General features: G+C 40.6%; 14 protein-coding genes. 12 read left to right on the top strand and 2 right to left on the bottom strand.

Annotated elements, in window-relative coordinates:
* The 8 genes from WDC_RS09730 to WDC_RS05130 form a co-directional block, all read left to right on the top strand.
* On the top strand, positions 1–639 hold a 639-nt coding region (locus tag WDC_RS09730; RefSeq protein ID WP_044010805.1), incomplete at its 5' end, for a hypothetical protein.
* A gap of 206 nt (positions 640–845) precedes the next feature.
* Positions 846–1,100, top strand: a complete 255-nt coding sequence (locus WDC_RS05150) for a GlsB/YeaQ/YmgE family stress response membrane protein (protein WP_044010804.1) — start codon at positions 846–848, stop codon at positions 1,098–1,100.
* 15 nt (positions 1,101–1,115) lie between these two features.
* A complete protein-coding gene (locus WDC_RS05145) occupies positions 1,116–1,964 on the top strand; it encodes an SDR family oxidoreductase (RefSeq protein WP_044010803.1) in 849 nt (282 codons plus the stop codon).
* Between the two features lie 354 nt (positions 1,965–2,318).
* The gene (locus WDC_RS09395; protein WP_052497803.1) at positions 2,319–3,683 is read left to right on the top strand and encodes a hypothetical protein; all 1,365 of its coding nucleotides are present in this window, start codon (positions 2,319–2,321) and stop codon (positions 3,681–3,683) included.
* A gap of 14 nt (positions 3,684–3,697) precedes the next feature.
* Complete coding sequence (locus WDC_RS09725) at positions 3,698–3,874, top strand: hypothetical protein (protein WP_191978645.1); 177 nt, start codon at positions 3,698–3,700, stop codon at positions 3,872–3,874.
* Complete coding sequence (locus WDC_RS10030; protein WP_082040921.1) at positions 3,801–4,043, top strand: LPXTG cell wall anchor domain-containing protein; 243 nt, start codon at positions 3,801–3,803, stop codon at positions 4,041–4,043. Before WDC_RS09725 ends, WDC_RS10030 begins: the two co-directional genes overlap by 74 nt.
* An 11-nt stretch (positions 4,044–4,054) precedes the next feature.
* Positions 4,055–4,750: a WxL domain-containing protein gene (locus WDC_RS05135; RefSeq protein ID WP_044010802.1), complete on the top strand. Its 696-nt coding sequence runs from the start codon at positions 4,055–4,057 to the stop codon at positions 4,748–4,750.
* A 309-nt stretch (positions 4,751–5,059) separates the two neighbouring features.
* Entirely contained in the window at positions 5,060–6,130 is a 1,071-nt protein-coding gene (locus tag WDC_RS05130; RefSeq protein WP_044010801.1) for a DUF916 and DUF3324 domain-containing protein, read from the top strand.
* 280 nt (positions 6,131–6,410) lie between these two features.
* On the opposite strand, the gene WDC_RS05125 is transcribed toward WDC_RS05130, so the two are convergent.
* Positions 6,411–7,586 carry a baeRF6 domain-containing protein gene (locus tag WDC_RS05125; protein WP_044010800.1) on the bottom strand — a complete coding sequence of 392 codons (1,176 nt, stop codon included), beginning with the start codon at positions 7,584–7,586 and terminating at the stop codon, positions 6,411–6,413.
* 151 nt (positions 7,587–7,737) lie between these two features.
* Between WDC_RS05125 and WDC_RS05120 the strand changes: the two genes are divergently transcribed.
* Both WDC_RS05120 and WDC_RS05115 read left to right on the top strand, forming a co-directional pair.
* The gene (locus tag WDC_RS05120; RefSeq protein WP_044010799.1) at positions 7,738–8,709 is read left to right on the top strand and encodes an asparaginase; all 972 of its coding nucleotides are present in this window, start codon (positions 7,738–7,740) and stop codon (positions 8,707–8,709) included.
* Positions 8,710–9,255 (top strand): DNA-3-methyladenine glycosylase I, encoded by a 546-nt coding sequence (locus WDC_RS05115; protein WP_044010798.1) that lies wholly within the window; start codon positions 8,710–8,712, stop codon positions 9,253–9,255.
* Between the two features lie 144 nt (positions 9,256–9,399).
* On the opposite strand, the gene WDC_RS05110 is transcribed toward WDC_RS05115, so the two are convergent.
* Complete coding sequence (locus tag WDC_RS05110; protein WP_044010797.1) at positions 9,400–10,128, bottom strand: hypothetical protein; 729 nt, start codon at positions 10,126–10,128, stop codon at positions 9,400–9,402.
* A gap of 142 nt (positions 10,129–10,270) precedes the next feature.
* Here WDC_RS05110 and WDC_RS05105 point away from each other — a divergent pair, with 142 nt between their 5' ends.
* Both WDC_RS05105 and WDC_RS05100 read left to right on the top strand, forming a co-directional pair.
* On the top strand, positions 10,271–11,047 hold the full coding sequence (locus tag WDC_RS05105) for a (S)-acetoin forming diacetyl reductase (protein WP_044010796.1): 777 nt from the start codon (positions 10,271–10,273) through the stop codon (positions 11,045–11,047).
* A gap of 139 nt (positions 11,048–11,186) precedes the next feature.
* Positions 11,187–11,912 carry a helix-turn-helix domain-containing protein gene (locus WDC_RS05100; RefSeq protein ID WP_044010795.1) on the top strand — a complete coding sequence of 242 codons (726 nt, stop codon included), beginning with the start codon at positions 11,187–11,189 and terminating at the stop codon, positions 11,910–11,912.
* Positions 11,913–11,936: the final 24 nt, after the last annotated feature.

Here is an 11,936-nt window from a genome sequence, read left to right as displayed (position 1 = left end):
AATCCAAAAATTGTGCGGGAATTTGAGCGATCCATTTTTACCGTGTTAGGGATTAAACAAGACCAATGGCCATTTGAATTAACCAAATCAGTTTTTGATGTCTGCGCGCAAATTTTTTGTTTTCATGGTCGCTTAAATGCATTGAACCAAAACTATGTTAAATATTATCAAGCTAACTATTTTTCGCGCGAGTCACAGTTTGTGGTCGAACAGACGCTACGGCAAATGGAGAAAACTTCACGTCCGCGCGTCAACGAATTAGTTCGGCAAAACGCTGACTTTTTGGTATTGCGATTGCATCTAATTATCAGGGAATTTAGTTATCAGGAACAGCATGAACTGTTTGTGGGCCTGGATACCACCTTTGATATTGAGGTTGACCACCTACTCAGCGATTTAATCAAGCGACCATTTAAGGATGAATTACAGGTGAATGTGTCAAGTTATCAGCCAGGTAACTCATACGATTTAATCGTCACTAATTATCATGTGAAGTCGTATGACGACGCAAAATTGAGTTATCAAATCACGAGCTTCGGTACCAAACGTGATTTTAACAATATTCATAATCTCATCAAAGATCATTTTTACCGACACACACCGATTAAATCAGTGCTACCACCGCTAAATAATGTCTGACAGCACACCTCCGTTTATTAGACGGGGGTGTTTTGCTTGACTTGTTATTCAAAGAATTGTTATGCTAATTATAAGAAATATAAGAGGCGGTGATTGATGATTGATTTCACTAAGCATTAAAGTCACCTGAATTAAAGAAATACGTGTGAGAGCACAACCAGAAAATGAATGGTTAATAACTGACAAGTATAGAAAGGATGATTGTAATGTTACATTGGTTATGGGTATTAATAGTTGGGGCAATTATTGGATTGATCGCTGGAGCCATCACAAGTCGCGATGTGCCGTTTGGTTGGATTGGTAATATTTTGGCCGGACTGATCGGTGCCTGGTTGGGACAAGCGCTGTTTGGCACGTGGGGACCACAAGTTGCTGACATGGCAATTATTCCAGCATTAATTGGAGCCATAATCTTAGTGTTATTGGTTTCATGGTTACTTGGGCGTCGCAAAAAAGCGTAAAGGAAGTGACCGCCAGTGACAAATCGGAAACCAAAAGAAAATTATTTAATTAATGATAATAGTGCTAATGTCGAGCCGTTACCTGAAATTGACCATCCAACTTATCAGGCCAGTAACAAATTGCTTGATAAAGTGGCAATTGTAACTGGTGGCGATAGCGGAATTGGGGCCGCAGTTGCCTTGTTGTACGCTCGTGAAGGGGCGGATGTGGCGATTGTGCATTATGAATCTGATGAAGATGCGCAGTATATCGCTGAGCGGATCGAAGCTTTTGGTCGTCAGGCGATGATTTTACAAGGTGATATTGGGGAGCCACAGTTTTGCCAGCAAATTGTAGACTCTGTGCTCGACACATTTGGGCACATCGATATTTTAGTTAACAATGCGGGGGAGCAACATATGCGCAGTCGGGTGCAAGATATTAGTGATGACCAGTTAGAACGGACATTTGCGACTAATTTCTTTGGCAACGTCTACCTGACGCGGGCAGCGGCTGACGAACTTAGAGGCGGCGCTACCATTATCAATACTACTTCTGTGACAGCCTTTAAGGGCAATCCTGAGCTGATGGATTATTCCGCTACAAAAGGGGCCATTGTTTCTTGGACGCGGGCGTTAGCACATAATGAAGAAATCTTGAAGAATAAAGTGCGGGTCAATGCAGTCGCGCCAGGACCAGTTTGGACGCCGTTAATTCCAGCTACTTTTCCTGCAGAGCGCTTAGAGAACTGGGGGCAAACGCCACTCGGCCGTGCAGGCAAGGCATACGAATTAGCGCCGACCTATGTTTTCTTGGCTTCAGCAGATTCCAGTTTTATCACTGGACAGGTTATTCATGTTAATGGTGGGACGTATAGCGGTTAATTTAATTGAACGAAATAACGACAAACTCTGAAAGTCTGTCTCTTACATTTTAAAGCGTGCAAGTCCCCGTAATTGCTGAATGAAGCACTCAATTCCTTTTAATAATGAGAATTGAGTGCTCTTTTTGTGCGATAAATATCTACTTTTCCATACTTTTGGTGTGAATTTATTATGGTTCAATTAAGGAGAAATTGTGAACTTGAGAATGACAAATGCCTAAAGTATGCGTTTTCAATGAATAAGACTGTCATTTTTGTGTGACAACTAATTTTTACTTGACAACCGTTTTTGCAATCAGCTGATAAGATAAAGTTGTAAAAAAGAGTTACTTAAAACTTCTATGGAGGTGATGATATGAGAAAAATTCGTTACTTGCTGACCATAGTTGGTGCCTTGGTGCTACTGATTGGTAGCTTTACACCGCTAATCAGTCACGCAGCAGAAGAAACACAACCAACTTTGAGCCTGTCAAGTAACAACAACACGGTTAATGTTGATGACGCTCAGACAATTACGTTGAAAACACATAATTTGCCCGCCACTTCGGTAGTGACTATTGCAATCCCAACGGGAATAGAAGTCAACCAGGATAAATTGAACAATGACTTATCATCTGATGAGGTTGAAGCGGTTGTCACTGATAATCAAGTTGAATTGAAGTTTTCGTCAGCTACTGACAAAACGATCAATCTCCCTGTTACAGTTACAGCAGCTGGTAATTATCAGTTACAGGCTAAATTAGCTGGTACTGAGGTAACTAGTAACACATTAGCAATTAGTGGCCAAGCTACTGATGAAGCAACAGCTGAATCAGAAAGTCAAAGCTCGGCCAGTTCTGATAGTGCAGCGGTTACAGCCACGACACCGCAGACAAAGGCAAGTTTACCGTCCACGCGTTCGGATTTTACAGTTTTGAGTGATCAAACTAGTCCAACCGGTTCATTGACATATGCTTACTTTTACAACAGTGGTAAAGGTCTTACAATCACTGGAACAATTAAAAGTGCAGCTAAGCAAACACTTTATGTCGGTTATTCAGTAGCTGAGGTTGGCCAGACTGGGACTGAAAAGTCGCTACAAACGATCGCTGCAGCGGGTGGCTCTACGCTTCAGAAATATTCGATAACTGTGCCAGCTTCGGCTTTTCCAACTTTCAATGACACAAACTACGGTAAAATATTCAGTTTCCGATTGATTTTTAGAGATACGCCATTTGGTGGAACTACAAACATTTCTCGGCCAATTATTTTACGGTTGGTGTATGTCAAGGGAGAATTGGCAATGACAGCACCTAGTGAGATTAGTTTTGGAACCAACCTAGCAGCTGATTTTACCACTAAACCGACTATTATGGGTTCTGTGGTCAGTGGTAATGCGCTGAGCGTGATTGACACACGACAATTTGGAGTAACATTACCATATAAGAATGGTTGGGCGGTTACTGCATCGCTAGGCAGCCAGATGACAGGTGTCACTAATAAAAAGACATTAACGGACAGCTTGCACTATATTAACAACGGTACAGATTACACGTTAGGTAGTGCAGCGGTACCAGTATATATTCTCGCCAATGCTGTTTTAGGAACCACAGATATTTCCAAAACTTGGAATGCATCAAACGGTTTGGCATTTGAACCTCAAGTTGGTCAACCACAAGCAGGTGAAACATATAAGGGTGTCGTGCAATGGAACTTACAAGAAACGCCAGGGAATAATTAGGGAGGTGATGCAATGTGAACACAAAAAAACTGTTGTTAACTATTTTAATCAGTTTGAGCAGTCTATTGTTTATTGCCACCCCGATTCGTGGTGACACGGTAGACACACAAGCCCGGGTTGGATTTACTAAAGCAGTTGGACCAACCCCCTCCGGTCCAACAATTCCTAAACTTACCTGGACAATCAACTAGTAATCCTAACGTTTCAACTAATACTGGCAACAAGGTAAGTAATACCAATCACTATTTACCACAGACAAGCGAATCAGATAGTATATGGGCACCAATGCTTGGTGTTTCCATGATGACAACTCTAGTAACTGCTTACGTGTTTAAGAACAGACAATCAAAACAATTATAGGAGTGAAAATAATGAAAAAAACAACACTATTAAGTATTTTAGCTTCAGGCGCATTATTATTTGGTACTGCAATTCCAACCTTGGCAGTTGCAGCAGATTCAACGGCAAATTCAAATGCCACAGTTTCGTTTAAACAAGGAAACACAGGTCCAACTGACCCAGTTGACCCTGAAGATCCAACGGAACCAGGTGATGGTGGTGGTACTGAAAATCCTGGACCATTAAGTATTGACTATGTTTCAGCCTTTGATTTTGGAGACCATGACGTACCAACCAAAACTGAAACATATAAAGCTGCTGGTGAAAACGGCAATGCTGACTATGTTCAAATCACAGACCAACGTGCCGGCGATCCAGCCGGATGGACACTCTCAGTTGCTCAAGATGGCCAATTGAAGAGTAGTACTGGTGACACACTCACAGGTGCTGCAATTAGTTTTGGAGAAGGAACAGTGAAGACAACCTCAGAGGATGACCCAGCTACAGTAACTTCAAGTACTGATGGATCAGCATTAGCAACTGATGGAAGTAGTATGACGGTAATGTCAGCCAAGGCTGGAAATGGATTTGGTACCTGGCTAGATGTATTCGGTTCAGCTGACGATTCTACAGTTAAATTAACCGTTCCAGTATCTGCTCATCCGGATGCAGATAGTTATTCAGGGACATTAAACTGGACACTCAATGAAACGCCAGGTAATGCTTAGAAATTAAGTGTTCACTTTAAGATGATGTTTAATTAAAAAATAGCCATAGGGCAGTGGATGATTCGATTTGTGAATTATTTGCTGTCTTAGGCTATGTCTAAAAGTAAACGTTTTATGTATTAATGACGTTCGAGGAGAATGACTGCTAAGCTTAGCTACAGGGAATGGATAATTAATAGTCCGAATTATTCGCTTTCTTAGGTTGATATTAGAACTTGCTACTTTAGTAGCTTAGTTCTTTAGACAACGCAGTACGCTTGCAGTCAACGCTAATCCTTTCACGTACTATAAAATTGGAGGTGCATCAGCATGCGACGTAAATTTTGGTTAATTACTATGTTGGTGGCAATGATTGGGATGCTTTTTTCCATTCCAATATCTGCCAATCAACTGACATTTGGAGTTGAGACGCACTTACCTGATAGTCAAGTTGACGATTCAGTTAATTACTTTGATCTTAAATTAAAACCTGGTGCAACGGAAACGGCCACAGTTACGATCACTAATAGCACTAAGAAAGAAGTTAAGATTAAACCTAAGGTAACAACGGCGACAACTAATTTAAACGGGGTTGTTGAATACAGTAAAACTGGAAAAACAGATAAGTCCCTTAAATATAAAATTAGTGACTATGTTAAACCAACCCAAAAAGAAATTGTGTTAAAGGCTAAGGAATCCAAAGAAATTACATTGGAATTCAAAATGCCCGACAAACAGTTCAAAGGGGTTATGGCTGGTGGGTTGCAACTCCAAGACCAAAATGCGCTCGCAAAGAAAAACAAAGCTAAATCAGGAACATCAGTTCAAAATCAATATGCATATGTAATTGGATTAGTGATGCAGCAATCAACAAAAAAAGTTACTCCGCAAATGAAAATGGGTGCGGTGAATGCATCACAGGAAAATTATCGTAACGTAATTAACACAAGTTTGCGTAATGTTTCGCCGACATATATCAACAAATTATCGGTTAATGCCAAAGTAAAAAGTCAAAGTGGCAAAGTAGTGTACTCACAAAAGTCGACCAACATGCAGATGGCCCCTAATTCCATCTTCAAGTTTCCGCTGAGATTAAACGGGCAGAAACTAAAGGCCGGAGATTATACAATGGATATTGTGGCCAAATCTAAAGGCCACACATGGCACTTTACTAAGGACTTCAGTATTTCGGCCGATAAGGCCAAGACATTGAATCAAAGAGATGTGTCGATTGAAAAGGATTATACTTGGCTCTATATTACGTTAGGCTTCGTAGGTCTTGCGATAATTGGCTTGATTGTTTGGTGGATTATGCATAAAAAAATGAAGAAACAAGCTGAAGAAAATGCAGCTTTGAAGGCCCGATTGGAGAACAAAAATTCGGACGACAGTGATGAATAATCACTTATGATTTCAAACAGCTCGTATGATTCACAAACCTTTTGAATCGTACGAGCTGCTTTTATTGAAGAAACGTGGAATCGAGCGCAAAAGTCTAGGGCTAAGCCAAAATAACCCATTAAGAAATTCAAAGTGCGAATTTCTTAATGGGTCTTAATGGGTTAAGTTTCTATCTTTATTGAAGAAACGTGGAATCGAGCGCAAAAGTCTAGGGCTAAGTCAAAATAACCCGTTAAGGAATTCAAAGTGCGAATTTCTTAATGGATTATTTTAATTTAGCCTACGACTTTTCAGCGCGCTCGATTCCACTCTGGGCGTATCTTAACAAAGCCACACCTCCACCACGTGTTTTAGCTGGTAGTTGGTCTTCTGTTAGGGTGATTACATTTCCGCCTCTTAGGATGGTGAAAATTGCCAAATCGTTGAGCAAGTTATTTTGGCTTGCCTCTGGCGTATTGCTAATTAAATTACCATCGTCTAATAGTAATCCGCGGGCGGTTGCTCCTGATGTTATAATTAATTGGTCAACCTGATGATTCATGACTGGTTCCACGATGTTATACGGCTCGTCGACTAATAACTGTTTTGAAGCAGCTTGTTCGTAGTCCTTGGATAACGCTGCGATAACACTATCAAACCACTGTGACATCAGATTTAAAACTTGTTTTTCAACTTCGTAAAAATCAGTTTTGGCTGGTGACAAATCAATGTGCAGCTTTTCATCAATCAGATTCGATTTAGCTACCTGCTTGAAGATCGTCTGATTTTCTGGGAGGCCAAACAAGATTACTTTTCGCTGATCGTATTGAGCAAAGTTTTTTAGCACATAGTCGGCCACTTGTTGATAATAGTTGACCTTGTCTTTTTGAACTTCCGCACTTTTTTCGTTATGCCCGTGGAAGCTACCAAATCCAGGTTCGTGGCCTCGAGCTGTGACATTAACTGACTTACCGTCAATTTCTTCGCCCAAAGCCTTGGTCAATTTGTCCGGGGCATCTGCGGGAAGGTTAATTGGCAACAGATGGTGTTGGTCACCACGATACAGAATAAATGAATCGTGATTTAAGGCGAGTACCAAATAATTGAATTCGAGTTCTTCATTAATAATTGGTAGAATATTAGGGCGATGCGAAATGGAAACATGATCATCTAGTTCACGATTTAAATGATACGTGAAAATTTGATGTTCATTTCCAATTAACGCCACTGTTTTACCGGTGCCACTGAGCCAAAAATCATTATTATCTTGATATTCAGTAAAGCGACTTTGGTAATTTTCCCAGTTAGCGTTTGGGAATGATTTTTCCATCATTGTTGCAGCCATTTTAAGCAGGTTTTTAAAAGTTAATTTGGCTTGATTGACACTAGCAGGATTAGTTGGTCGCTTAACGAGCAACGTTAAAAATGGACCATTTTGGGCGTGTAGTAAATTAAGTAAATCTGGATTAGTTTGCATACAGTAACCTCCATCTTTTGGCTAATCAGTGGCTGGTCTATAGTTTAAATCTAACATATTTCTTATTATTTTTTAAATGATATGGTTATATAAAAGCAAAATTAATGGAAACGCTAGTAAATAAACGTATTTAATAATTGGAGTGATAAAAATGAAAAAGATTTTAATTCTACATACAGGTGGCACAATTTCAATGCAAACGGACCAGCAAGGTGTGATCCAAAAAAGTGCTGTTAATCCGTTGGTTCGTGATTCGCCACGATTAACCAATGATGTTTCATTGGTACAAGAAGAACTATTTAATTTACCATCTCCACATATGACACCGACAACGATGCTGCAGTTGACACAAAAAATCCAGTCAGTGGGTAATAAATACGATGGGATCGTTGTAACTCACGGGACCGATACATTGGAAGAAACGGCGTATTTTCTCGATTTAACACTGGCAGTTGATTTTCCAGTTGTGGTAACCGGGGCAATGCGTTCGTCAGACCAAATTAGTGCGGATGGACCGGCTAATATTAAAGCAGCGGTCAATGTGGCAGCAAGTGATGCGGCAAGAAAGCTTGGCGTGCTGGTAGTTTTAAATGATCAAATCTTTGCTGCACGCTTTGTGACTAAAACACATGCAACTAGTTTGGCCACCTTTCAAGCACCGTTGACAGGACCATTAGGTGCAGTTGTTGATGAGCATGTGCAAATTTTTACGCGGGTGACAAAACAGATTAGTTATCAAATTGGCCACGTGACAGACAAATTGTATTTATTGAAGGCTTTTGCAGGAATGAATGCGGACCTGCTGAGCATGATTGAAGCAAATGGCACAAATGGAATTGTCATTGAAGGTTTCGGTGCTGGGAACTTACCCCCGACTTTAGCACCAGCATTGCAACGATTAGTGGTAGCAAAAGTGCCGGTTGTACTTGTATCACGCACAGTTAATGGCTCAGTTGCTCCCATTTATGGTTATGAAGGTGGCGCCACACAGTTACAAGAGTTGGGCGTGATATTGTGTCACAATTTGAACGGACAAAAAGCACTGATTAGGCTGCAGATAGGATTAAGTGCCGGATTGAGCGGTAATGAATTAGTCAATTATCTGAAAAATGAGGAAAATTAAATGGCAAACAGTAAGCGACCAACATGGGCAATGGATAATCCGCTGATGCAGCAATACTACGATCTAGAATGGGGCATTGAGCTGCATGATGAGCGAGCGCTATTTGAGATGCTGTGTTTGGAAACCTATCAAGCGGGCCTGAGTTGGCAAACGGTTTTAAATAAACGTGACGATTTTAGAGCTGCATTTCACAATTATGACATCGATCGGGTGGCACAGATGAGTGCTGCGGAAATTGGTACCCAGCTACAAAATAAAAAAATTATTCGCAATCGATTGAAGTTAAATGCAACGGTTAATAATGCGCAAGTCATTGTTAGAATGCACGATGAGGGAAAAACATTTAATGACTACATTTGGCAATTCGTTGATCGCCACCCCCAGCGCTTAGTGGTTAGATCAGATGGAGATTTGCCAGCACAAACGAGATTATCTGTGCAAGTGTCGAAACAGATGAAGAAGGATAGATTTAAGTTTGTTGGGCCGGTGACAATTTATTCTTATTTATTAGCAGTGGGAGTAGTGAACGCACGATTGGCTGATTAATCCTGCTGCTGAGGGAATAAGTAGCCGAATTAAATTAAATAATTGTGGCTCAAAAAAGCTATTCCTGGATTGTGATCGGTCCTATCAATCTTATCGGGCGTATCACAATTTAGGAATAGCTTTATTTTAAAAATATTGTGGCTATCAGAGATAGATCAAAATAATAACAATTAATTGCCAAGCGCTGTATTTCAAGTACTGGTCTGTTAAGTGTGGCCAATTTTGCATGACTAGCCAAGCAGCAATTACCAAGACAATCGCGATGATGTGAGCAATCGTAATGGCTTGAAATAGGATTGAGATAATTAGTAGAATGCCACTAACTAGCGATAATAAACGATATTTAACGTCACGTTGCAGCAAGAAAGTAGGCACTAGAAATAATAGAAAGCTTAACCAGAATGGAATTAACGACCAAACAAACGTCCATGATAAAAAGCGAGTAATAAAAAAGAAGATGGTGGTTGGAATCATCAAGGCCGCTAATAAACTATATATTAGCCACCCGTATTCATTCTGCAGCTGCAATGGTTTAATCTGGAGCACAAACAAAAAGGCCGGTAGTAATAGCAACATTAATAAAATGACAAATTTACCGTTAATCACGCCCGAAAAAGCCAGCACAAAACTGGCAATAATAGTTAATAGTGAAAAACGTGACGTAAATTCCGTGCTAAATAGCAGTTGGGTGCTGGCTGCGACGGTTAATGAAAATAAAAATAGAAACACCAGGTTGTAGCCATAGCTAGCCGTTGAAATTTTACCGGCGTATGAAACCGGCACATACCACCAGACAATTGATTGAATGAATAATGAAATGACAAGTTGGCGGAAATTTATCGCCCGCCACTGTGATGCAATTGATTTCAGCACAATAAAACTCCTTTGATAAAAGCTTACTTTAGCGCTTATTATACCTGAAACAGGAAATAATTAAAAATTCAATTGACAAGTTGGTCTAGATCGTTATAATGTAGATTGTGAAAAAAATAACATATGAGGATGGATCAAGAAAATGGCAGATAAGAAAGTTGCGTTAATTACCGGTGCGGGCCAAGGAATTGGTGAAGCAATTGCAAAACGTCTAACTCATGACGGTTTCAAAGTAGCATTAGTTGGTCGGACTAAGGCCAAGGTTGAACGGGTTGCTAATGAAATCAATGCAGATGGTGGCGAAGCTTATGCGATTGGTGCCGATGTTGCAGATCGTGAGCAGGTATTTGCTGCAGTTGAAGAAGCCACTAAGCATTTTGGCGACTTTAATGTGATTGTTAACAATGCTGGTGTGGCACCAACAACACCAATTGATACTGTGACGCCGGATATTTTAAACGATACTTTAGCCATTAATCTTGGCGGTGTTATCTGGGGTATCCAAGCTGCCAGTGCTAAGTTCAAGGAATTAGGTCATGGCGGTAAAATTATTAATGCTTCTTCACAAGCTGGCCAAGTTGGTAATCCGAACTTAACCGTTTATGGTGCTACTAAATTTGCCATTCGTGGTGTTACTCAAACGACTGCGAAAGAACTAGCTAAGTTCAACATTACCGTTAACGCATATTGCCCAGGGATTGTTAAGACACCAATGATGAACGATATTGCGCAAACAGTAGCTGACAATGCTGGCAAACCATTTGAATGGGGAATGGATCAATTTGCTAAGGATATTGCATTAGGTCGCTTATCAGAACCAGAAGATGTAGCTGCCTGTGTTGCATACCTAGCAGGACCAGACTCAAACTATATGACCGGTCAATCACTGTTGATTGATGGCGGAATGGTATTCTCATAAAAGAGAGTGAGCATCCACGAATAGATGTTGTAGTATAACGAAAAAAGCCGTGATATGATTCAAACTATGAAGGATATACTCCTAACAAGGTAGACAAGCAAATAATTAAAGCTTGTCTGCTAAGGAAGGAGTATTTTTTATGGGCCGAAAAGGTTCGAGATATAGTGTGGAAGAAAAAGTCTTCTATATTAAATTGGTACAAGGAGGAATGTCTGCTAAAGCTATTAGGCACGAGTACGGTGTCCATAATTCACAGGTGGCCCAGTGGATCGAGCGCTACAATGCCGGAGGCATAGATGCATTACGTAGCCAACACCAACAGCGGGTCTACTCAAAGGAATTGATGCTGGAGGTAGTCCAAGCTTATTTGGCTGGTAGCACATCATATCCTCAGCTTGCACGACAATACGATATTTCCAATGGTTCTGTCATTTATCAGTGGGTTAAACGGTATACTAGTGGTAAACCACTCACAACCACTAGGAGGACTACCCCAATGAAAGACGGCAGAAAGACTACTCAGGTTGAACGTATTGAAATTGCGCAATGGGTTATTGCCAACGGAATGAACTACACCGCTGCGACAACGCAATTCAATGTATCCTACGGGCAAGTTTACAGTTGGGTCAAAAAAATCAAACAAGGTGGCCCTGAGGGCCTCGCAGACCGTCGTGGTAAAGCTAAAGAAGACAACGGTCAATTGACAGAGTTAGAACTAAAGGATCTTGAAATAAAACGTTTAAGGGCGCGACTATCCAATGTCTCCACGGAGGTCGCCGTGCTAAAAAAACTCCAGGAATTAGAAAGAATGGATGTCTTAGCGAAGAAAAATATGTCACCGTTCAAACGCTCGCACAAAAAATGAATCCTGACACAAATCAAGCCTATG

Origin of the sequence: Paucilactobacillus wasatchensis, assembly GCF_000876205.1 — a bacterium.
In the GTDB taxonomy this organism is placed as follows: domain Bacteria; phylum Bacillota; class Bacilli; order Lactobacillales; family Lactobacillaceae; genus Paucilactobacillus; species Paucilactobacillus wasatchensis.
Note: the sequence above shows the minus strand (reverse complement) of the source record. Positions and strands in the feature narration are given on the sequence as shown.

Excerpts from the sequence above, each read along its gene's own strand:
- WDC_RS05130 (WP_044010801.1), top strand. The coding sequence starts at position 5,060 with ATGCGACGTAAATTTTGGTTAATTACTATGTTGGTGGCAATGATTGGG.
- WDC_RS05100 (WP_044010795.1), top strand. The coding sequence starts at position 11,187 with ATGGGCCGAAAAGGTTCGAGATATAGTGTGGAAGAAAAAGTCTTCTAT.
- WDC_RS05135 (WP_044010802.1), top strand. The coding sequence starts at position 4,055 with ATGAAAAAAACAACACTATTAAGTATTTTAGCTTCAGGCGCATTATTA.
- WDC_RS05115 (WP_044010798.1), top strand. The coding sequence starts at position 8,710 with ATGGCAAACAGTAAGCGACCAACATGGGCAATGGATAATCCGCTGATG.
- WDC_RS05105 (WP_044010796.1), top strand. The coding sequence starts at position 10,271 with ATGGCAGATAAGAAAGTTGCGTTAATTACCGGTGCGGGCCAAGGAATT.
- WDC_RS05125 (WP_044010800.1), bottom strand. The coding sequence starts at position 7,586 with ATGCAAACTAATCCAGATTTACTTAATTTACTACACGCCCAAAATGGT.
- WDC_RS05150 (WP_044010804.1), top strand. The coding sequence starts at position 846 with ATGTTACATTGGTTATGGGTATTAATAGTTGGGGCAATTATTGGATTG.
- WDC_RS09395 (WP_052497803.1), top strand. The coding sequence starts at position 2,319 with ATGAGAAAAATTCGTTACTTGCTGACCATAGTTGGTGCCTTGGTGCTA.
- WDC_RS05120 (WP_044010799.1), top strand. The coding sequence starts at position 7,738 with ATGAAAAAGATTTTAATTCTACATACAGGTGGCACAATTTCAATGCAA.